Raw genomic sequence first — 23,327 nt, 5'->3', positions numbered from 1 at the left:
ATGTAGAGGAGAGATTTATAGACATGAGATTTGAAACTTTGAGTTATTGAAGGTTTTGAATATTTTTAAATAAACCAGAATTAAACTCTGTTTTCCGAAAGGAAATCTTTCACCAGTTCGTTAAAGTCAGTCGGGTTTTCTGCCTGCACCCAATGTCCGGCATTTTTTACCGTAACAATTGATGCATTGGGAAATTGCTGTTTAATCTGGAATTCATCCTGAGGCAAAATATAGTTGGATTTTTCCCCCGAAACAAATAAAGTTTCTCCGGCAAACACGCCGAATTTTATGGCATTTGAAACAAATTCTGTGTATTTTTCGGAAAGGGTTTTCAGGTTAAACCGCCAGTTCAGTTTTTTATCATCCGTCCAATAAAGGTTTTTTGCTAAAAACTGAATCACCGATTTCTCAGGAATATATTGGTAAAGAACTTCTTCCACTTCCTGCCGCGAAGTCACTTTATCGAAATCGATACTTTCCAGAGCCTTTATAATCCCCTGATGATGGGGCGGATAGGCTTTTGGCGAGATATCAACCACGATCAGTTTCTGTACTTTCACGGGATATTTTATGGCAAACTGCATCACGGCTTTTCCACCGAGAGAATGCCCTAACAGATTGACTTTCTCTAACTTGTGGAATTCCATATAATGCAGAATATCATGCGCCAAATCATCGTGCGTCATTTCTAATGAATGAAAACTTTTGCCGTGATTTCTTAAATCGATTAAATGAACCGGGAAAAACTCGCTCATTTCTTTGCCGAAACTTCCCCAGTTATCGAGCATCCCGAATAATCCGTGAAATACCAAAAGCGGTATTCCGGGTTGATCTTCTCCGTATATTTTTGAGTGTAGAATTTCCATTTTTTTTTAATTAAAGTTTATTCAAACTGAGCGTTAAAAATCTGCTTTTCTCTTTCTATTTCGTTTCTCAATTCTTCTTCAGTAGGCAAAAACAGTTTGTATTTTGAGGCAAACAATTGTTCATTCCCTTTTAAAATAGAATATTTTGCAATATCACTGTCCGTTTCGGTACAAAGCACTATTCCGATGGTGGGATTGTCAGATTCTGATTTTTCTAAATCATCAAACATTCTCACATACATATCCATTTGGCCAATATCCTGATGGGAAATTTTCGCAGTTTTCAAATCCAACAATACAAAACATTTAAGTTTGTAATTGTAAAATACCAAATCGATAAAGAATTGATTGTGGTCTGTTCTGATTAATTTCTGCCTTTCTACGAAAGCAAAACCTTTCCCCAATTCAAGTATAAATTTTTGAAGATTGTCAATTAAAGCTTTCTCCAATTCTTTTTCGGTGTAGGAAAGACTATTCGGAAGATTTAAAAACTCTAAGACCGTGGGATTTTTAATAAATTCAAATGGATCCAACTGAAAGTCTTTTGTTTTCTCGATCATCTCCTCTTCTACTTCCTTCTTATTTTGACTCATCAAAAGTCTTTCAAAATAAAGGGTAGAAATGTTTCTGTCTAAAGTTCTTACCGACCAATTATTCTCTGCAGATTCTTTGAGATAATAGTTTCTGGCTTTTTCATTATCCTGCCTCATAATCAACCTTATGTGAGACCAGCTCAATTTGGCGCACAGTGTGTACCGCATCTCTTCATCTGGAAAAGTAAGGTAAAACTGTCGGAAATTTCTCAAATTCCGCTCCGAAAAACCTTTTCCCAAAGCCTTTGTAAGTTCTGTTGCGAGTGATTTGACGACAAACTTTCCGTACTCTGCCCTTTCTTCCCCATTTTGTTCCTCTTCAACTATTCTTTTGCCGACGAACCAGTATGCTTCTACCATCGCAGAATTAATGGCGGAATAAGACTTTTGCCTTGCCAGTTCTAAAATATGCTGAATGTCTGAAACAAAATTCATTTTTTAAATAAAATCGTAAAGCTTTTAATATTTAAAACAATACTACCATTTCGCCAATCTCTTCAGATAAGCCTGTACTGTATTTTCTAAACCCATATACAACGCTTCGGAAATCAGTGCATGACCAATTGAAACTTCCAGTAAATTTGGAATATTATCGGCAAAATATTTTAAATTCTCTAAACTTAAATCATGACCGGCATTGATTCCCAATCCATATTTTTCTGCTTCCAAAGCGGTTTCAATATACGGTTTTATCGCTTCTTCCTTATTTTTCGAATAATGGGTTGCATACGCTTCCGTATATAATTCAATTCTGTCGGCACCTGTTTCTTTAGCATATTTCACCATTCCGGGATTTGGATCTAAGAAAATAGATGTTCTGATTCCTGCATTTTTAAATTCCTCAATCACCAGTTTCAGAAATTCTAAATTGTGTTCGCAATCCCAGCCAGCGTTAGATGTAATAGCGTCATCGGTATCCGGAACCAGTGTTACCTGATCCGGTTTTACGTCCAAAACCATATCGATAAACGGACGGTGCGGATTCCCTTCAATATTGAATTCGGTATAAATTAAAGGTTTTAAATCATAAACATCTTTTCTGGTAATATGTCTTTGATCCGGTCTTGGATGAATGGTAATTCCCTGCGCACCGAATTCCTGCAACTTAACGGCAGCTTCGGTCACACTTGGTAATTCGCCCCCTCTTGCATTTCGAAGGGTTGCAATTTTATTAATATTTACGCTAAGTTTCGTCATTTTTTTAAATTTTATTGAGCTGCATAATTTCTAAATCAAATTCTTTTGATGCTACCAAAAGATGGTCAAAAATATCTGCCATTATTCCCTCATAATTTACCCATGCGGAATCGTTTGTGAAACAATAAATTTCCAACGGCATTCCATGAGGCGTATTCTCCAGCTGCCTCACAATCAAGGTTCCTTTTTGATCGATATGCTTATTATTTCTAAGATAGTTAAAGGTATATTCCCGAAAAACCCCAATATTAGTCAGTTGCCTGCCATTAATAACAAGTTCTGAATTTTCGATATGCGACCGTTCTTCGATTATTTCATCTTTCATTTCCTGAAGATAATCTCTGAGTAAATTAATTTTAGACAACCGGTCCACCTCTTCTAAATTTAAAAATTTGAAAGACTTAATATTAAAAATAATGGAGCGCTTAATTCTTCTGGTATTGCTCTCTGACATGACCTGAAGATTTTTAATTTCTGTGGTCAGAAAGTCATAAGTCGGAATGGTAGAGATCGTCTTATCGAAATTCTGAATTTTCGTTGTTAAAAGATTTAAATCGACAATGGTTCCTTCCAGATTGTATTTCGGGATGCCAATCCAGTCACCTACTTTTAAATTTTTAGAAGTTGCGACATGAATCCCAGTAACAAAACCAAGAATCGTATCGCGGAAAACCAAAACCAGAACGGCGGTAATTGCTCCCAAACTGCCAACGATTGCAGAACCGCTGATTCCGAAAATCACACAAATTGCAACAACGGAGGACACGAAAATTCCGAAAATTTTGACGGTTTGCGAAACTGCATTCAATGCAATAATTTTATAATAATCTTTTTTGATGACGAAGAAATTGCGGAAAGCACTCATCCCCCGGTACAGCATTCCAGCCACCACAAAAACGATGAATAAACCCATCATTCTTTCTAAGAAAGTAAAGCTTTTTGGGTGTCGGTAGAAAATAGAAAACAGGGCATAACTACCGAAAAGCAACGCGATGATATGGGAAAACGAATTCGTAATTCTCGCAGCATAAATGGACTTCAGAACAGGATATTTATCTTTATCAAAAAATAACTTAAAAATAGTATTAATTACCAGTTTGAAAAGAAAATCAACCAAGTAGATTATGCCTACAAAGAAAGCAAATTTCAATAAAATCTGAAGAAGCAGCACCCAACTATCCGGCGAATGATCTCTCACAAAAAAGTGAATCGAGTCGCTTACATTCTGCAGTAAATCTTTAGTATCTATCAGATCTTTATTCATCCCAGCAAAAATAAGAATTCTGTTTGTCTTTCGCAGATTTATAAGTACATTTAACAAAATTTAGTAACGATGGACACTACTTTAATTGAAATTGTCAGTATTATATTATTAGTTCTTGGGATTTTAGGGACTTTTCTGCCCGTTTTGCCGGGATTATTATTGAGCTTAGCGGGTTTGTTGATTTATAAATTCGGAACAGATGCACCTTTATCCATGGTTTATATCTGGATTTTCGTTTTCCTCACCATTCTGTCGACCGTTCTCAATTATGTAATTCCGGCCAGAACCAACCGGAAATATGGCGGCACGCGTTGGGGAAGTTTAGGTTCGGTGGTGGGAACATTTGTCGGATTATTTTTCATTCCTGTTCCGTTCGGATTTTTAATCGGGATGTTTCTGGGCGTTTTCATCGGCGAATTACTGCACGATGCCTCCGATAAAAAGAAAGCCTGGAATTCTACCAAAGGTGCTTTAATTGGATTTCTCTACGGAACAGGTTTCAATTTCATCGTGGGATTGGCAATGTTTTTGGTAGTTTTAATTGATCTGTTTTAAAAAACCAATCCTATGATTTACAGAATATTAGTAAGCTCACTGACTTTTTTCACTTTGGCAACCTGTCAGAGTCACACTGCAACAAATGCAACAAAAACAGGCAAAGTAAAAAACACCACAGTTATAACGGATTCCAGTTCGCAACCTATTCCCAAAAAAGAAGCGTCGGCAATGTCGACAGTTGTGCCACCCGACGACCAACCAGTGAAAACGGCAGAAAAGGAGCAATCAATCTCAAATAAAAAAAATGTGGTTTATTTCAAAGAAGGCGAAAACAAATTCCTGAAGGAATATGAGATGAATGTCACCTTCAAAAGAATGCTTGAAGACAGCCGCTGCCCGAAAGACGTACAATGCGTCTGGGCCGGAAATGCAATGGCAGAAATAGAAGTGATGGGTATTTATACCAGACCTGTAATTTTACAGCTCAGCACGATGAATGATGCAAGCAGAAGCTATTACAATACCCAAAACTTCAATGGATATAAGATTTCGCTGGTCGAAGTAAGTCCGGACATCACTTCTGCCAAGGGATTTAAAGCATTAAAAGGAAGCTACAAAATTGCTCTTCAGTTTGAAAAAGAAACGCCGGGAGATTCCCCAACTCAGAAAGGAGGGATTACCACGAAATAGGATTTATCTTTTTCGATTTCAAATAATCATTAATCTGCGAAAAGGGTTTGCTTCCATAAAAACCCCGATAAACAGAAAATGGCGACGGATGCGCAGATTTTACGATAAAATGTTTGGAGGAATCAATCAGTTCCTCTTTTTTTTGTGCAAATGCGCCCCATAAAACGAAGACTACATTTTCCTTTTTATCTGAAATCTCTTTAATGATAAAATCGGTGAATTTTTCCCAGCCTATATTTTTGTGAGAATTCGGTTCGTGGGCTTTCACTGTCAAGGTGGCATTCAATAGCAAAACGCCCTGTTTCGCCCAGTCATCGAGGTCTGTTCTGGATCTTTCAATTCCCAGATCATCTTTCAGTTCTTTAAAAATATTTTTAAGCGAAGGCGGTGCTTTTACTTTTTCAGAAACAGAAAAACACAGACCGTTCGCCTGATCATCATTATGATAAGGATCCTGTCCGATGATCACTACTTTTACGTTTTCAAAAGGAGTTAAATCCAACGCTCTGTATATTTCCTCTTTTGGCGGAAAACATTTTTGTGTTGCATAAGCTTCTTCTACTTTTCGGCAAATATTTTTGAAATATCCGGTGTTTGTAATCGGAGAAAGAATTTCAGTCCAGGTCATTGTATGATTTGATGATTAATTGATGTGGTGATGTGGTGATGTGGTGATTTTTTAAATGGCGCTTAATTCAAAAATAATATTTTCCGGGTACTTTTCATCCTTTCGTTTTTTGCTTAAAACAAATTTTGTTTTCTCGAGTAATTTTATAGAGTCCAAATTATTTTTATTGGTAAAAGCTTCGATTTTCTTTAAGTTCAAATCATTGAAACCATAATCCAAAATACAGTTTACGGCTTCCGACATGATTCCTTTTCCCTGATAATTCGGCAGTAATTCATATCCTAGTTCAGCCGTAGATTTATCTTTAGAAAAATTCCACAGGCAAATTGTGCCTATTAATTTCGGGTCATTTCCGAGCGTAATTCCCAGAAAAACGATTTCTTTATTCTCCGTTTTTCTTTTGATATTTAAAATAAAATAGAGCGCTTCAAAAGAATCTTTCGGAGGATCGCGGTGAAGAAATTCATTAATTCCAATATTGCTTCTAATGTTTAGAATGTCGTGGGCATCATATTCTGTGACCGTTCGCAAAATTAATCTTTCAGTAGAAAACTTCATCTTTCAAAGATATAATTTAGAAATTAATTTTGCATTGTCGAAACCGTTGTCTCAAAACTTTTGTAACTATGGCCTCAAAATAAGTAAATTTGCGTGTGCATATACAAAAAGAAGATTTAAACGAACTCGAATTTCCGGAACTTTTGGCGGAGATTTCCCCTTTTGCTTTCTCGAAAAAAACGGCAGCTAAAATTGCAGCCATCCGACCATTTGATATTGATGAGGCCGAATTATCCTTAAAAAAAGTGGCCGAATATTTATCGAGTTTTGAAAGTGACAACGCGATTCCTTTCAGCGAATTTGAAGATATCGACGCAGAATTAAAACTGATGCTGATTGAAAATTTCAGATTAGACAATGCGGCTTTCCTGAAAATAAAAAGTCTGACGGAGCAAATTGCCCGGCTTCAAAAATTTTATCCCGCGTATGAAGATTTATTTCTTCATCTCAATAACGATGTTAAAGATCTAGAATACCGGAAGGAAATCGTCGACAAAATCGACAAGGTTTTCAACCGTTTTGGGGAAGTGAAAAGCGACTCGTCTCCAGTTCTGAAAACTTTGCGGGCTGATATTTCCCACGCCAAAAAAACAATTCAGGAAAACTTTAACCGGGCACTTACCGCGCTTTCTTCCACTGATTTTCTCGATGATATCCGCGAGAGTATTGTAGACGACCAAAGGGTTTTAGCCGTAAAATCCGGTTATAAAAAGCGGGTTCCGGGAAGAGTTCTGGGACTTTCTAAAACCGGCTCGATTACTTATATCCAACCGGAATCGGTAGTAAAACATCAGTTTAAATTAAAGGAAGATATTGAAGAAGAAAAGAAAGAAGTCGATAAAATATTGCGGAAATTAACCTTTGAAATTTCAGAATTTCAACCTCAACTTTATTCTTACCAAAAATATATTTTTGATTTGGATGTCACACGGGCCAAAGCAAAATTCGCTGAAAAAATCGGCGGTATTTTACCCAAAATCAACCGTCACCGAACGATGCGCCTGATCAACGCTTTTCATCCATTATTGCTGATTAGAAATCAAGTTGAAAAGAAAAAAATATTTCCACAGACTTTAACCTTAACCGAACAGAACCGCATTTTGTGTATTTCCGGACCGAATGCCGGTGGGAAATCGATTACTTTGAAAACCGTCGGCTTACTGCAACTGATGATTCAGAGTGGGATTCTTGTTCCGGTTCATCCGAGATCTGAAATGTTTTTCTTTGATAAATTAATGACCGATATCGGCGACAATCAATCGATAGAAAACCATCTTTCGACGTACTCTTCGCGGCTCAAAAAAATGTCGAAAATCATTCGGGAAGCCGATGCCAAAACGCTGTTGCTCATCGACGAATTCGGAACGGGTTCTGATCCCGAATTGGGAGGTGCTTTAGCAGAAGCTTTTCTGGAATTCTTCTACGACAAGAAAAGTTTTTCTATTATTACCACGCATTACACCAACATTAAGCTCGTCATCGAACAGTTGCCCAATGCGCAAAATGCCGCAATGCTTTTTGATGAACATTCTCTGGAACCACTGTACAAATTAGAAGTCGGACAAGCCGGAAGCTCATTCACCTTTGAAGTTGCCGAGAAAAACAAAATCCCGAAATTCATCATTGAATCTGCTAAAAAGAAAGTGGAACACGATATTATTAATCTGGATAAAACGATTGTAAAATTACAGCAGGAAAAATTTGAAGTCGAAAAGCTGAAAACCGACCTGACAGAAAAAAGAGATTCCACTCAAAACAAAAAAGAAAATCTGGAAAAACTGAATGAGCAACTGGAGCAGAAACTTTTTAATTTTCAGAAACTCTACGAAGACGAACACCGCAAGCTGCAGTTCGGAAATAAAATTGAAGCATTCATCGATTCTTATGTCAAAGGGAAATCGCGGAAACTGGTCGTGGCAGATTTTGTAAAAATTCTGGAGCAGGAAAAGTTCCGCAAACTCGGCGCTGATAAAGATGAAAATAAAAAGCTGCAGATCGTAAAACGCAAAATCACACAGCAGTTAAAGAAAGTGGATGTTCGGGAAAAAATCGTGGAGACCAATGAAAAACTGGAAGACAAACGCCAAAAAGAACGCGCCGTCTGGATGAAAGTTGGCCAGCGTGTCCGAATAAAAGGATCCGCAAGCGTAGGAACCATCGATAAAATAGAGAAAAACGGGAAAGTTTCCGTAAACTACGGAAGTTTCAAAACGCAGATTTCTGGTGATGAGTTGGAGCGGATTTAAAATTTAAATAAACTTAAATAAATAATGCGAGATTTTTCAATCCCGCATTTTTTATTTGTATCCAAAATATTACAAATCAGCTTTCCAACTTGCCTTCATCAATTGCCTTTCTAAGCAAAATATCAAACGCTTCTCCCATTTCTTCGGAAGCCTTTCTCACTGCTTTGCCTACGATATTTTCAACCTGGTGCGGCTGTATTCCAGCTTCCGTCCAGCTGACACCATCACCATAAACATTTAAAATAAATGGCATTATCCGGTCGACAGCACAGGCGAAAACGGCGTCCGGAGTTTCTTCGGCTTCAAACTCAATCCAAAGACTAAGAAAATCGGAACTTAAAGGTTCATCCAATATGCCGAACGTCTTCTTTGCAGCTGCCAATTCTCTTTCATATTTACCGGTCATTGCACTTTCGTCAAAAATAAAAGTATCACCGGCTTCGATTTCAACCACATCGTGAATAGAAAGCATTTTGATGACCCGCAGAAGATCGATTTGTTTTTTATCTTTTGCATAAGGCCATAAAATCTGCGCAAAAACCACGATTTGCCAACTGTGTTCGGCAGTATTTTCCCGGCGTGAATTATCCAGATTAAAGTTTCTGCGATTCACATTTTTCAACTCATCCAGGGCGAGAATAAAATTTATTTCTTTTTCTAAAACCATGTTGCTAATTTCGGAAAAAAAAGCTCGGAACTTATAAAAAGTTCATTTTTCGGATCAAGTATAAAACTTGGGGAGAAAGATATAAATATTTAATTTTGAAGAATGTTAATTTTTAAATTCCTGCTGATTCAACCAGGCAATAAAGAGGAGCCAGACCTTCAATTATTCTACAAATACCGATATTCACCTCCTGAAACCATGATAAGAGTCAGCATACAGTCAGCATAAGCCAGGGGTTGGTATGGGGATGAGTGCACTTTGGTTATGTGGAGAAATGGGTATAGTTTGCGAAGCTCCAATATCTTTTTAGCTCCCGCACAGAAATCCGATTGCTGACTAAGGACTGTATCATTTTCACATTATTCAAAATTTTTGCCTAGTCCCCAAGTTTTGATACTGATCCTTGATACTGATCCCATTTTTCGTGCGTAAATCGTGCTAAACCAAAAAAAATCACCTACGAGAATCGTAAGTGATTGTAATTAAAGTGGTCTCTCCAGGAATCGAACCAGGGACACATGGATTTTCAATCCATTGCTCTACCAACTGAGCTAAGAGACCTTTCGTTAATTGAGTGGTGCAAAAGTAACAACTTTATCCTTACCATGCAAATCATTTGCAAACTAATTTTAACAATTTTAACAATATTACTGATTATCAGAGACATTATTTTCTTCCCGTCTGATCTGTTCACTCATTTCTTCTAAAACCGGCTTTATCGTACTCTCCGGTAATTCACTAATCCGAATATACATCAACCCATCAATCGCGTCATTAAAACTGGGATCTACATTGAAAGAAATCACTTTCGCATTTTGCTTGATATATTTTTTAATCAAAACAGGCATACGCATTTCCGGCTCCAAATCGTCGATAATCTTATCGAGCTTATTCAAATCAGATTCTACGTCATCGAAAAAAAGATGCTTGTCACGGTCCTTTAACTTCACCTTAAACTCATTTTTAGGGTGAATGTACTGCGCCACGGCAGAATCGTAGTAGTGAGACCTCATAAACTCAATCATCAGGGATTTGGAGAATTCCGAGAACTTATCGGAAATACTTACGCCGCCCATCAGGAATTTATGTTCGGGATTTCTTAAACAGACATGCACAATACCGCGCCACAAAAGGAAAAGTGGTAACGGCTTCTGCTGATATTCCTCGGAAATATAGGCTCTTCCCATCTCGATCACTTTCCTGAAAAAAGGGCGGAGTTCGGGATCAAATTCAAAAAGAGAACTGGTGTAAAAGCCATCGATACCGTGCTTCTTCATCACTTCACTTCCCAAGGCCATGCGGTAAGCTCCGGCTAATTTCTGCGCCTGGCTGTCCCACAGGAACAAATGGTGATAATGCTCGTCATATTCATCAAGATCAAACGGGAGATTGCTTCCCTCGCCGATTTTCCTGAAGGTAAGTTCGCGCTGCCTTCCGATTTCACGCATGATGGAAGGGATATCGTTATACGAGGCAAAAAATACTTCATAATTTCCATTCCTGAAAAGCATTTTATCATTTTTGCTGAGCGTTTCTATTTCACCTACAATATCTGCTGTCGGTGTTTCATCAATAATATTCTGAACGACATTGGCTTCTTTTTTCAGAGAAAAATTAAGTTTCAGATTGGGAATATTTAAGCGGTCGGTAATCGATTTCCTTTTTTCGTAATAAGACTTCAAAAGGAGGATTTTCTTTTGCAGAAACTCCCCCATTTCTTCGATGGTATCATGATCTTCCAGCACTTTTACCGAGACCGGTTTTCCCAGTCTGATCCGGATGGGTTTTTCTCTTTTATACATCATTTCAGATGGCAATAAAAGCGTTTGTAAATCAGGATGCACCTTTGCCAACTGATAAAATAACCGGCTGTTTTTTGCATGAAAATACATCGGAACCACGGGAACTTTTGCCATCTTGATTAATTTCAGCGCAGGCTTTTCCCATTTTTTATCTAAAATCTCACCGAATTCGTTGTTCCGGTTCGAAACTTCGCCGGCCGGGAAAATTCCGATGCAGCCGCCATTCTCTAAGTGTTTTAAAGATTCACGCATTCCTGCAGAACTGCTTCTGAGCTCTTTTCTGTTTTCGAAGGGATTTACCGAAATGACGAAAGGCTTCATCGGTTCAATCTTTTCTAATAAAAAATTCCCCATGATCTTGAAATCAGGCCGAATCTCGGTAAGAATTTTGGTCATTAAAATCCCATCAATAGCACCGAGCGGATGATTGGAAACCAAAATGAAAGAACCGGTTTTGGGAATTCTGGCCAAGTCTTCTTCGAAAACGATATATTTCAAATCACGTTCGCGCACGAAAGAATCAAAAAAATCTTTTCCGACTTTGTCTTTCAGCACATCGTATAATTTATTAACCTCATCGATTTTTGTCAACCGCATAATCGCTGATGCGGCAGGATTTTTCAGTAATCCTAATTTGCTTAAACCCGACGCTTTAATCAAATCACTTTTAGAAATTAAACTCATTGAAATTAATTAATTACAACCTGTATGGTTTTTTGGGAAATCTGCTCCAGCAATATTTTTTTATCTTGATAAAATTTATTCAACTGCTCTAAATTAGCGTTTCTTATGGTATAAAGCGAAACATTTTTAATAATTTCTGTATTGAACAGTTTTTGAAGTTCTTCATCCAGTTCTTCAACAGTCAGATAGAGATCTTCCAAACACAGATCCAGAGAAATCGCAGAATTCTGCATCAAAGAAATTTTGATTTTATATTTGGCCAAAAGAGAAAATATCTGGCTTAAATGCTCCTCAGCAATGAAAGAAAAATCTCGCGTTGCAATCCTCATCAAATGCTGGTTTTCCTTTAAAATAAAAGATTCTTTCTGGCTTCTTTCTTCACTCGCGCCAACTTTGGTTCCCGGATTTTTGGGCTCCAAAAAGGATTTTACATAAAAAGGAATATTCTTTTGTTTAAGCGGCTGCAGCGTTTTGGGATGAATTACCGATGCGCCGTAATAAGCCATTTCTATGGCATCTTCGTAGGAAATATGGTCGAGTAGGGAAACATCCGCAAACTTTCTGGGATCGCCCGTCATGACTCCGGGAACGTCTTTCCAGATCGTCATGGCTTCTGCATTCAGACAATAGGCGAAAATTGCGGCCGAATAATCGGATCCTTCTCTTCCTAAAGTGACCGTAAAATTATTATCATCAGAACCAATGAAACCTTGTGTCACATAACAGTTCTGCTGATTCAGCGAGTTCATTTTCTGTTCAGTTTCCTGCCAGTTGACATTTCCTTCGCGGTAATTATTGTCGGTCTTAATAAAGTCACGCGCATCACACCAGGTATTTTTAAACTGAATATCGTTCAGGTATTCGCTCAGAATTTTAGAAGATATCAATTCACCACAACTCACCACCTGATCGTAAACGAAATTGTAATTCGGCGATTTATTTCTTCTTAAAAAAGATTCGATATCACCAAAAAAGACAGAAATCTCAGCAAAAACGGGATGGTTCTCTGCAAACAGATCCTGTGAAATCTGCAAATGATTCTGTTTCACTTTTTCGATTTCAGCCTGGTAATCGGTTTTGGAAAAATAGTTCTCAACGACTTTTTCTAAAGCGTTGGTGGTCTTTCCCATGGCCGAAACCACGAGGAGACAACTCTGAAAACCCTGCGTTTCTAAAACCAGGGCTACATTTTTTACACTTTGTGCATCTTTTACCGATGCGCCTCCAAATTTAAAAACCTTCATTTAAACAGTTCAATATCAATAATTTATTTTCACCAGAGGCAATCTCTGTACATAATACCAGGGGTCAAAATTATTAATTATCGATGAATAAAAAAAACTTGGATTCATATTAAAAAGGAGATTAAAAAAATAATAGTTATGAGATAATTTTCCAGAAGCACGCTTTAGAGAAAAGAAACGCCGATTTCTGTCATTTAATAAAAACAAATGCTGCTAAATTGAAAGAATTTTACGAAATTTGTAACAACCCAAAAAGTAAAATAATGTCAGAACAGTCGTTCCAAACTCTTGGTGAATTCATCATCGACAAACAAGAAGATTTTTTGTATTCCACCGGGGAACTTTCCCGTCTGCTGAGCGCCATCCGTTTGGCCTCGAAAGTGGTTAACCGCCAGGTGAACAAAGCCGGAATCGCTAACATCATCGGCAAAGCCGGTAATGAAAACATTCAGGGCGAAGAACAGCAAAAGTTAGACGTACTGGCCAATGAAATTTTCATCGAAGCATTATCCCAAAGAGAAGTGGTGTGCGGAATTGCCTCGGAAGAGAGCGATGACTTTATCGAAATTCAGGCAAGCTGCAATGCGCATTTGAGCAAATATGTGGTTTTAATTGATCCTTTAGACGGATCGTCAAACATCGATGTGAATGTTTCTGTAGGAACTATTTTCTCGATTTACAGAAGAGTTTCCGAACCGGGGACTCCAGTTATTCTGGAGGATTTCTTACAAAAAGGAGTCAATCAGATCGCTGCAGGATATGTGGTTTACGGTTCATCCACGATGATTGTTTACACGACCGGAAATGGCGTCAATGGTTTTACACTGGACCCAAGTCTAGGTACTTATTACCTTTCCCATCCCAATATGATGTTCTCCCGTACCGGAAAAATCTATTCCATTAATGAAGGAAATTACATTAAATTTCCGCAGGGTGTGAAAGATTATATCAAATATTGCCAGCGAGAAGAAGAAGACCGCCCATACACTTCCCGATATATCGGAAGTTTGGTTTCTGATTTCCACCGAAATATGATCAAAGGCGGAATCTATATTTATCCTTCGACTTCGCAGTCACCCAACGGTAAACTGAGGCTTTTATACGAATGCAATCCAATGGCCTTCCTGGCTGAACAGGCAGGCGGAAAATGCACCGACGGCTTCCAGAGGATTATGGAAATTCAACCGACCGAACTGCATCAAAGAGTTCCGTTTTTCTGCGGAAGTTATGATATGGTAGAAAAAGCAGAAGAGTTTATGAGAGAAGCCGCTGCGAAATAATCAAAACAAAAACAATCTAATCCGGTCAGAGCGTGCTCTGACTTTTTTTATGAAAAAAGCAACTTTTAAACAATATCTTTTAGAATTCAAACAAGCCAGCGGAACATCCCGCGGTATTCTAACTTCCAAGGAAACCTATATTCTCGAAATCACCGAGGGTGATAAAAAAGGAACCGGAGAATGCGCAATTTTCCGCGGACTCAGTTTTGAAGACGTTCCCGAGTATGAGGAAATGCTTCAGTGGCTTTGCGACAACATCAATGAGAACAAGAAACTTCTCAGAAAAGAACTGCTTCATTTTCCTTCCATCTGGTTTGGTTATGAACAGGCGATGCTGAATCTGAATAACGGTGCAGACCTCTATTTTCCCAGCGATTTTTCAGAAGGATATTCTTCCATCAAAATCAATGGCTTAATTTGGATGGGCGATGCGGCTTTTATGCAGCAACAAATTAAAGAGAAACTTGACCAGGGCTTTCATTGCCTCAAACTGAAAATCGGTGCGGACTGGAAGTCGGAAAAAGAAATCTTAAAGCAGCTGCGGGCACAATTCCCGAAAGAGGAACTCGAATTAAGGGTTGATGCCAACGGTGGTTTCAGTTTTGAAGAAGCCAAAGTGGTATTACAGGAACTTTCGGATTTGGGAATTCATTCTATCGAACAACCGATTAAAGCTGGAAACACCGATCAAATGGCCGCACTTTGCAAGACGACTCCAACACCGATTGCTTTGGATGAAGAGCTGATTGGCGTCTTAAATTTCGAGGATAAAAAAGAGCTTTTAGAAAAGATCAATCCGCAGTTTATTATTTTGAAACCGTCCTTGGTTGGCGGTTTTTCCGGAACCGACGAATGGATTTCTTTCGCCGAAAACAAAGGCATCGGCTGGTGGATTACGTCTGCCCTGGAAAGCAATATCGGCCTGAATGCGATTGCACAATATACTTTTACGAAAAATCCAAAAATTCCGCAAGGTTTGGGAACCGGCGGATTGTTTACCAACAATGTAGAAACCAGGTTGGTTCTGCATGGAGATGAATTGATGATGAGATAAATTATTACGGCTCAGTTTTGAATTCTTTATTGAAGTTTTCAAAGCTGAGCCGAAATAGCTGTAATGAAAAATTAAATATTAAAACCGATATCCCACTGACAGACCAGATCTCACGCCGGCCCACGGTCCATCAACATTAATACTTGCTCCGTTCGCATCTGTTGTGGCAGTATATTTTACGAAAGGAATATCAAGGCCTTCAATTTCTTTTTTCAATTCCTGCTGCTCAGAAGGCGTTAGGATTCTGGATGAATTTCCACGGAAGTTTCCATTGCCTTTCCCGTAATGGGCGCCAATAATCCACCAGTCTAAAACCCAATTATCTTTTTTACCTAAAAACCATTGGGCGCCGACCAATAATCCGCCACTGTTTCCGCTTGCTTTACCTGAAATTTTCAAAGCAACATTTCCCATCCCGTAATCTGAAGTTAGCACTACACTATCAGCATTAAAAGATGAATACCTGTAATAGGGCGCCAGATAAAAACCATGTCCATATCCTTTGCCCAAATATATTCTCGGTTCTATGGTGAAATTTGTCAAAGAAACTTCGATGTTGGAAAGTTCTGTATCTTTTATATAACTGCTGCTAAAAGGAACACCTCCCTTTCCCATGGACCCGAATCCAACGGCAACGGAGAATTTTTGGTTGATAATACGCTCGTAACTGAGATTCACATTTCGAAACGCGTAAGCCGTGAGGTTTGTTTTAACAATATTCATTTTCTCCGGTGAAGCGGTTTGCGAAAAAAAAGTGCCTGAAATAAGCAGCATGAAAAATAAAGTCCTCATAGGGTTGTTGTTATTCATTGGTATTAGATTTTCATTTAAGATAAGCCTAAGATATTAAAAAATATTAAAGAAACATGCGTAATTTACACATATAGGGTCAGCAGTTATTTACAAATTATTCTTTTGATTTGCTGTTTTTCAAATTTGAATTTTGTCCTTTTTAAAAGGGATTGTATAGGCATTCACCTAGATTTCAAATTTTAGCCAAAATATCTTTCATAATGATTTCTGCATGAACCCGCGAGTTTTCAATGAACCACAGATGCGTGTCTTTACCTCCACAAACTACGCCGGCCAAATATAAACCAGCCACATTGGTCTCCATGGTATCTTCATTATAAAAAGGTTTGAGATGATCCCCATGAAGTTCGATGCCGGAATTTTTCAGGAATTCAAAATTCGGAAGATAACCGGTCATAGCTAAGACAAAATCATTTTCTATTTCCCGGATAGTGTTGTTTTCATCTTTAAAGATAATGGTTTCCGGAGTTATTTCTAAAACCTCTGCATTGAAGTGAGCGGCAACAGTTCCTTCTTTAATTCGGTTTTCAATATCCGGCTTTACCCAATATTTCACGCTTTTAGAGATTTCAGCATGACGGATAATCATGGTGACTTCTGCCCCTTTTCGGTAGGTTTCCAAAGCCGCATCAACCGCAGAGTTACTGGAACCGATCACGGCAATTTTTTGATCGGCATAAGGATAAGGCTCGGAATAATAATGCTTGACCTTGGGCAGATCTTCTCCTTTGACATTCATCATATTCGGAATATCGTAGAAACCTGTGGCGATGATAACCTTCCTGGCGAGATATTTACTTTTGTCCGTTTCAATTAAGAAATTATCTTTCTCAGTCACTTTTAAAACCTCTTCGTATAAATTGATATTTATTTTCCGATGTCTCGAAATTCCCTGATAATATTCCAGCGCTTCTCTCCTACCCGGTTTTTGCGCGGTAGAAATAAAGGGAATATCTGCAATTTCCAATTTATCGGCGGTGGAGAAAAAAGTCATATATAAAGGATAATGGTAAAGTGAATTTACAATCGTTCCCTTTTCGATGATGAGATAAGAAAGTCCCGCTCTCTCGGCTTCCAAAGCACAGTTTAAGCCAATCGGACCGCCACCGATGATTATAAGATCATATAATTTCATAGTGCAAATATATTGAACTGAAATTTCTTCAGATTAAAACAGCGTCTGTAATTTCGTAAATTCAAAAATTGACAATTACAGTATTAAAGAAGTTGCTTTGTACTTATTGCAACCGGGATTTAATTTCTGTTTTTCACTAAAACCCAGCCTGTAAACACGCGGCCATCGGCCAAAGTTAAAACATACCAGTAAGCATCCGTAGAAACCACGCGACCTAAAGTTTTGCCATCCCACTCTAAACGGGTTGCACTTTCCTGTTCAAAAATCTTTTCTTTGAATCTGTTGAATACTTTCAAGTTTGTTTTCTGGCCATCAAAAACATTGAGATCATCGATAATCCAGGTATCATTAATACCGTCGTCATTCGGACTGAAAGCATTTCGAATATCTAAAACCAATCCTTTTTTTATTTGTGGATTACAATCTGATCCTTCAAATTTCACATAAAACGTGATTACGCCATAAGGTAAATCATAAAAAACATTTGAATCCTGATAGTTAATTCCGTCGAGGGAATAAAGGATTTTCTTGCTTCCGGTTGCAATGACCGTGTAGGAATTTCCGTTGGGCAATAATTTAGTGATAATGGGAACCTCATAAATTTTAACATTTACATCAGTAGTGAAGGTACAGTTGTTAGAGGCGGTTACCGCTAGTGAATAAACGCCCGCTGTTTTTACATTTTTTAATTCTTGGGTGGTGGAGATTAATTCTCCTGCCGGATTCCTCCACTCAAATTTCACAATACCAAGATTAGAAAAATCGGGTTTAATATCCACAAAACCATCCGGGCAGAAATAATAATCCGGCAAACTGAACATGGGGGTTTTCTTAAGATTTAATTTAATTCCCACCTTTTCCGGACAGAATCCCGGTGCGCTTACTTTGGCAAAGATTGTTTCAGGTCCCGTATTTTCATTAAATAAATAATTATTGGGACTGGCGATTATATTGGTTCCGTTATTTATATCTAAAAGAGTCGGGTAATACTCAAAATTCGCAGTGCCGGAATAAATAGTTTTTTCAAACTGCGTGAGATCCACATTTTCTACGTTGTCGTTTCCCGTGTCACAGTTATTAATTAGAAACGGTCCGCCATTGTTAAAGGTAATTTTATTTCCCAGAGATAAATCAATGGAAGCGGTATCAAAACATCCCGGGATATTTTCTACCCGCACCCAAATTCTCGTAAGAGAAGGGCCAAAGCTAAATTTATCCGGATTTGCAATCCGATTGGTATTGGTATCTGCATCTGCTTTGGTGCGGAAAAAACTGAAAGTATTTTCGGGATCTTCTGTATACACCATTCGATGCGTAAAAGCCGTTAAATCAACATCTGTTAATCCATCAAGATTTTCATCGCACAAGTCTGCAATTACAGCGCTCATCGCTTTCGGAGGAAGATAGGTCAAGAGCTCGATCGGCGCTACAGAATAACAGCCGATAGACTTAGATGTAAACCTCGCCCATACAGTTGTTTTTGAATTGATGGTGACTACCGGTGAACTAATTTGGGCAGCAGGAACTCCTGCATTGGCCGCACTTTCTGTTTTATAATAAGAAACCGTGAGATCGCCAATGGTGAGTAAATTTTCATTTGGATTAAATAACTGCGGCAAAGCCTCTGTCAGATCAAAAGATTCGTTGAGATTAAAGTCATAATCACATTTTTTAAGAACTGCTTTTTTTAAAACAACAACCGGTAAAAAATTCAGTTGGATATTTATCGTGCTCACAGAAAAACAACCACTTCTAAAAGAGACCTTCACGTAAACAACCTTCGTTTTGGGAATAACAAATCCAGAAGGCGTTGAGATCAAACCTGTCAAAGAATTGTTCGCAGGATTATAATCGGTATAGTACTGAAAGCTGACGGCATCAGAACCTGTATAAATTTCGGATTCATAACTGGTGAGATCGAAGGCTTCCAGTCCATCATTATTATTATCACATACATCGTTTTTAACAACTGTGATCAATTCCTTAACAACGGGTGTTGAAACCAAAGAAAGCTCAATTTCAAAAACTGCTGAACAACTATATGATACTATTCGCACGAAGAGTTTCGCTGTATTCTGAACGTTATAACTGCTGATCACATTCGTATTGTTCTGGGCATCAGTGAGATTAGAAAAATAGGAAACAGAAGCATTCTGAGATCCTATGATCCGTTTGCTCAGGGTAGAAAGCGTCACATTTTCTGTGCCATCATTTTTAAAGTCACAAATATCAAACTTAGACTGTTTTATGACCACATGCACCAAATTAATTTCAATTGTTCTCACCGCATAACAATCTGTAGCGTCAGAGAATTTCACATAAAAAGTTTTGGTCACCAGATCGCCGTTATCCGTAATGATCTGGAAATTTGAAATTGGATTTACATCTTTTTCTGCGTCAGTGGCTGATAAAAAGAATGTTGTTGTGATACCAATGGGAGACTGTAACAACATTTTCGACGCATAATCATTTAAATCAACAGCCATATCCTTAGTTCCATCAAAACAGATATAAACAGTTTCGTCTTTGGCTTCAACTTTCGTGAAAGTAATATCTAAATTGATGGTAGCAACACTGAAACAGCCTCCAGGTGCCTGCACTCTTACATAAACCTGATAATTCCCATCTCTAATAGTAGTCAAAACAGCACCTGTACCGGAATACGCTTCCTGGTAGGTTGCATAGAAACTTAAGATCATGTTTGGATCGGAGGTGACTTGGGAACCCAATATCGCCATAAAATCAAAAGGTTCCGTCAAATCACCCAAATAATCACAGGTGGAGAGAACCAATGGTATCGGAGAATTTACCACCGGTGACGATAAAAAATTCAGTGTAACTGGACCAAAAGTCTGGCTGCATGTCGCGGTTTTATAATTAACGTAAAACTGAAAACCGTTAACAAGATTAGCCGTTTGAACTTCATTAATATTATTTTCGGCATCTGCCTGCGATAAAAAATAATGAATACTTCCGTTAACAGGCGAAGCAAATAATTTCGGGTTAAAAAGTGAAAGTTTAAAATTGTTTTCTAAACCATCATTATTAATATCACAGATACCGATGTTGGAAGTAAGCAAACTTTTAGAAATGAGATTAAGATTTACAACGGCAGTCCGAAAACAACCCGGCTCAGACTTACTTTGAACGCGCACATAAAAAATCCTGTTTGCGCTCAGCACAAAATTTGCCGGTTGCGGATTCACCGCATTCTGGGCGTCTGCCAAGGAATTATAAAAACTAAAAATCAAATTACCCGGATTTTGTGGCGTAAGATCAGCAACATAATCCTCCAGATTAACATTAAATGAATTGTTTCCGCAGAAAACTTCAGTTGAATTTTTTGCCAAAGGATAATCCAGCGCATAAGCTACCGATGAAGTATCCTGCAAAACATACTCCAGATTACCACAAATCGGATAGGAAACTTTTGCAGTATAAATTTCATTTTTTTCCGGACAAACCTTTACAACATCTCCACTTCCAACCTTTGCATTGCTTGAATTGAACCAGGAAACCTGCGGAATGATCGCATTACCGTTTGGCATAAATTTCCAGGCTTCATTTTGCGCTGCCCAAATTCCCGAATTTCTGCCGGCAGGTGAATATCCTATGGTCGCTGCTGAATTTATAATTCCCAAAAGCGAATTTTTAAATTTTGCTTCTGCACAAAGCAGCGGTTTATTTTCCACAAAAATCTCCACAATGTTAGAACCTTCTGAAAGCACAATTTGGGAAGTCACCGTTTGATTACATCCCAGTACTCTTCCTTTATAAAAATTCACGACGAGTTTCCGGCAGGGAGCTGTTCCGATAATACTGTAATACACTTCAGAATCGTCGGCTTTCGAAAAAACCAAATCACTGAATACGCCAAAAATACTGTTCTTAGGAAGGGTAATGCTTGGATTAGGATTCTCCACATTGGGATAATTTACTTTTCCCAACTGGGTACTGTCAAAAGTAAGAACACCATTGCTGCCTACAATTACCTCGCTGTAATTTTTTCCGAAATAACAAAAATTAAAAGGAATATTTATTTTACCGAAAAACAAATCATCCGCATCTGCATTTAGCGGCGTTCCGGCATTAAAATCGCCATAAGGAGTGTAATTTTCCAAAGAAATAAGGTAAGAGGTCGTTTCAAAAAAAGTGGGATAGGTCGCTTTCAGTTGAAGACAGCTTCCGTCGAGTGGATAACTGCAGTCTATAAAAGGATCTTCGCTGCCGTTAAGATCAGTGATTTTTACCGCATTACAAAACTGCTGACCAAATAAAGGCAGGCAGAACGTTAAAAAAGATAATGTTAAAAAAATTAATGTTCTATGCATAGCACTATTTACAATTTTTCTATAATTTACCTTTCAAAATTTGTGTTTTTTTTCGGAAAGAAACTTCCTTGAATTTGAGTCCGCAATGTACGATTATATTCCGAATTATTTATATTATGTTAAGTTAAATTTAATAAATCAACTTTTGTCATTTAAAAATAAATATTGAAAAACACTGACAGACTGTGTAGTACAGAGTTTACTTGCCATAAAAGAACAATATTTGCAGCGGGATTGAAAACATTTTCATTTTGTAGAGAGACCGGGCTTTTTCGCGGATTGAGAGAAATAAATAAGGATCCTTGAGACAAATACCTGACAATTATATTAATTAATATTATCTGACCTCCGACAGCTTATTTATCTTAAAAAAGAGGATTAAGATTAAAATAAATCTCATAATTTAAATATAATGTTTAAATTTATCATTAGAAAAAAAAGCTCTCTGTGAGGTGATAAAACCGAATTTAAAAACAAAAACAAAGTCGGTGTTTAAATAAAATGCCATTACTAGTTGAGAATCATCTTAACGCTCAAGGTCAAACGCATTATAATCGCACTGCTTTTTCAATAGAATAACATTTAATTCTTCAATATAAAAGTTCGTAAATAATTTTGAATAAATTAAACTTCAAAGAACTGCATTTCTTTAATAAACAAAGCGCCTTTGTTTAACTTTAATTCAGCTTTCAGTCCTTTGTGTTTAACTAAAAAGAAATCCATCATTACTCTGCTAATGATAAAATGAATTGAAGATGTAACCCTTTTTCGGAAGGAAGGATTTTAAATTGACCTTTCATCGCAGTCATTCTGCTTTCCATATTGGCAAATCCATTCCCTCCTGAGTGGTTGGAGCTCAGTCCGACTCCGTCATCTTTCACGTCAAGTACAAAATGGTTTTCTTTCTGTTCAAAGTTAAGGAAGACATTTTCGGCTGAGCTGTGTTTGTAAATATTGTTCAGAGCTTCTTTGACACACAGATACAAATTACGGCGAATAACAGTTCCCAGCACTATATTTTGGTGACCTTCATTATGGATATGCGGTTTTATTTTTGTTTTCTTAAAGAAATTCACTGCGTAAACAGTCACATAATTGATGAAACTTTCCAAGCTGTCATAACTTGAATTCAAACTCCACAACATTTCACGCATGGAATGATTCAGATGATCACAACTTGTTAATAAATCTTCAATATTCGCATCAATACTGCCATCGTGTTTTGAAAGTTTCAAAAATTCGATCTGAAGTTTCAAAGCGGAAATACCCGACCCAAAATCATCATGCATATCGCGGGAGATCCGTTGCTTTTCTGCCTGTGCTTCTTTTTGCACTTCAATTTCTTTTTGCAGGATCAGATTTTTAAATTCTGCTTCTTTGAGTTCATTTTTCTTTTTCGACATCGCCTTTTTACGGTTAGTAAGAATGATCAGGAAAATGATAAAAACTGCAAATGTCACCATCATAAAAACAGTGAGAAGATGAGAAGGTCTTATCTCAAAAGGCAAATGTGTAACCACAGGATACAGGTTTATTAGGTACGGACAACTGCGATGAAAAAGAAAAGAAAGATAATAAAAGTTGTCATTTTAAAAACGATATTAATTATTGCTTACCACCAAACTACTTCCTCCAAACTCTTATCGGTAAATCCAGCAGAGAAAAAATACTCCAAAAAAGCAGAGCATATACCCAAAAATTTCTTTTTAAATAATAGCCCCCTCCTATTTTTGCTATATAACTTAGATAAAAACGCCGGAAAGAAGAACATTAAAGA

General features: G+C 37.7%; 18 protein-coding genes and 1 tRNA gene. 5 read left to right on the top strand and 14 right to left on the bottom strand.

The window, feature by feature from the left end; genetic code table 11:
* Positions 1-80: 80 nt before the first annotated feature.
* The 4 genes from QF004_RS10080 to QF004_RS10065 are packed head-to-tail and all read right to left on the bottom strand — an operon-like array spanning position 81 to position 3,920.
* The gene (locus tag QF004_RS10080; protein WP_307425805.1) at positions 81-866 is read right to left on the bottom strand and encodes an alpha/beta fold hydrolase; all 786 of its coding nucleotides are present in this window, start codon (positions 864-866) and stop codon (positions 81-83) included.
* 17 nt (positions 867-883) lie between these two features.
* Complete coding sequence (locus tag QF004_RS10075) at positions 884-1,894, bottom strand: YhcG family protein (RefSeq protein ID WP_307425802.1); 1,011 nt, start codon at positions 1,892-1,894, stop codon at positions 884-886.
* A gap of 42 nt (positions 1,895-1,936) precedes the next feature.
* The gene (locus tag QF004_RS10070; protein WP_307425799.1) at positions 1,937-2,656 is read right to left on the bottom strand and encodes a pyridoxine 5'-phosphate synthase; all 720 of its coding nucleotides are present in this window, start codon (positions 2,654-2,656) and stop codon (positions 1,937-1,939) included.
* 4 nt (positions 2,657-2,660) lie between these two features.
* Complete coding sequence (locus QF004_RS10065; protein ID WP_307425796.1) at positions 2,661-3,920, bottom strand: mechanosensitive ion channel family protein; 1,260 nt, start codon at positions 3,918-3,920, stop codon at positions 2,661-2,663.
* A 69-nt stretch (positions 3,921-3,989) separates the two neighbouring features.
* On the opposite strand from QF004_RS10065, the gene QF004_RS10060 reads away from it, so the two are divergent.
* Together QF004_RS10060 and QF004_RS10055 are read left to right on the top strand one after the other, a co-directional pair.
* On the top strand, positions 3,990-4,475 hold the full coding sequence (locus tag QF004_RS10060) for a DUF456 domain-containing protein (protein ID WP_307425794.1): 486 nt from the start codon (positions 3,990-3,992) through the stop codon (positions 4,473-4,475).
* Positions 4,476-4,487: 12 nt separating this feature from the next.
* The gene (locus QF004_RS10055) at positions 4,488-5,108 is read left to right on the top strand and encodes a hypothetical protein (protein WP_307425791.1); all 621 of its coding nucleotides are present in this window, start codon (positions 4,488-4,490) and stop codon (positions 5,106-5,108) included.
* On the opposite strand, the gene QF004_RS10050 is transcribed toward QF004_RS10055, so the two are convergent.
* Positions 5,095-5,736, bottom strand: coding sequence for a uracil-DNA glycosylase (locus QF004_RS10050; RefSeq protein ID WP_307425788.1), 642 nt, complete (start codon positions 5,734-5,736; stop codon positions 5,095-5,097). The genes QF004_RS10055 and QF004_RS10050 overlap by 14 nt on opposite strands.
* A 51-nt stretch (positions 5,737-5,787) precedes the next feature.
* Positions 5,788-6,294, bottom strand: a complete 507-nt coding sequence (locus QF004_RS10045) for a GNAT family N-acetyltransferase (protein WP_307425785.1) — start codon at positions 6,292-6,294, stop codon at positions 5,788-5,790.
* 95 nt (positions 6,295-6,389) lie between these two features.
* Here QF004_RS10045 and QF004_RS10040 point away from each other — a divergent pair, with 95 nt between their 5' ends.
* A complete protein-coding gene (locus QF004_RS10040; protein WP_307426011.1) occupies positions 6,390-8,540 on the top strand; it encodes a DNA mismatch repair protein MutS in 2,151 nt (716 codons plus the stop codon).
* 76 nt (positions 8,541-8,616) lie between these two features.
* Here the strand turns inward: QF004_RS10040 and QF004_RS10035 are convergent, their stop codons facing one another.
* The 4 genes from QF004_RS10035 to QF004_RS10020 all read right to left on the bottom strand — a co-directional run bounded on the left by QF004_RS10035 (position 8,617) and on the right by QF004_RS10020 (position 12,937).
* Positions 8,617-9,207 (bottom strand): HD family hydrolase, encoded by a 591-nt coding sequence (locus tag QF004_RS10035; RefSeq protein WP_307425782.1) that lies wholly within the window; start codon positions 9,205-9,207, stop codon positions 8,617-8,619.
* A 488-nt stretch (positions 9,208-9,695) separates the two neighbouring features.
* Positions 9,696-9,768, bottom strand: a tRNA-Phe gene (locus QF004_RS10030).
* 86 nt (positions 9,769-9,854) lie between these two features.
* Positions 9,855-11,693 (bottom strand): lysophospholipid acyltransferase family protein, encoded by a 1,839-nt coding sequence (locus QF004_RS10025; protein WP_307425779.1) that lies wholly within the window; start codon positions 11,691-11,693, stop codon positions 9,855-9,857.
* 5 nt (positions 11,694-11,698) lie between these two features.
* Entirely contained in the window at positions 11,699-12,937 is a 1,239-nt protein-coding gene (locus tag QF004_RS10020; protein WP_133438686.1) for an aspartate kinase, read from the bottom strand.
* A 263-nt stretch (positions 12,938-13,200) separates the two neighbouring features.
* Here QF004_RS10020 and fbp point away from each other — a divergent pair, with 263 nt between their 5' ends.
* On the top strand, positions 13,201-14,217 hold the full coding sequence (gene fbp / locus QF004_RS10015; RefSeq protein ID WP_282906264.1) for a class 1 fructose-bisphosphatase: 1,017 nt from the start codon (positions 13,201-13,203) through the stop codon (positions 14,215-14,217).
* A gap of 49 nt (positions 14,218-14,266) precedes the next feature.
* Positions 14,267-15,271, top strand: coding sequence for an o-succinylbenzoate synthase (gene menC / locus QF004_RS10010; protein WP_307425774.1), 1,005 nt, complete (start codon positions 14,267-14,269; stop codon positions 15,269-15,271).
* 78 nt (positions 15,272-15,349) lie between these two features.
* Here the strand turns inward: menC and QF004_RS10005 are convergent, their stop codons facing one another.
* From QF004_RS10005 to QF004_RS09990, 4 genes are all read right to left on the bottom strand, one after another.
* Positions 15,350-16,081, bottom strand: a complete 732-nt coding sequence (locus tag QF004_RS10005; RefSeq protein WP_307425772.1) for a DUF3575 domain-containing protein — start codon at positions 16,079-16,081, stop codon at positions 15,350-15,352.
* Positions 16,082-16,256: 175 nt separating this feature from the next.
* Entirely contained in the window at positions 16,257-17,219 is a 963-nt protein-coding gene (locus QF004_RS10000; RefSeq protein ID WP_307425767.1) for a YpdA family putative bacillithiol disulfide reductase, read from the bottom strand.
* A 119-nt stretch (positions 17,220-17,338) separates the two neighbouring features.
* Complete coding sequence (locus QF004_RS09995) at positions 17,339-21,550, bottom strand: T9SS type B sorting domain-containing protein (RefSeq protein ID WP_307425764.1); 4,212 nt, start codon at positions 21,548-21,550, stop codon at positions 17,339-17,341.
* A 725-nt stretch (positions 21,551-22,275) separates the two neighbouring features.
* Positions 22,276-23,016, bottom strand: coding sequence for a sensor histidine kinase (locus QF004_RS09990; RefSeq protein ID WP_307425761.1), 741 nt, complete (start codon positions 23,014-23,016; stop codon positions 22,276-22,278).
* Positions 23,017-23,327: the final 311 nt, after the last annotated feature.

Origin of the sequence: Chryseobacterium sp. MDT2-18, assembly GCF_030815285.1 — a bacterium.
In the GTDB taxonomy this organism is placed as follows: Bacteria; Bacteroidota; Bacteroidia; order Flavobacteriales; family Weeksellaceae; genus Kaistella; species Kaistella salivictor.
The sequence above is the reverse complement of the archived record's forward strand: the minus strand, read 5'-3'. Positions and strand labels throughout refer to the sequence as shown.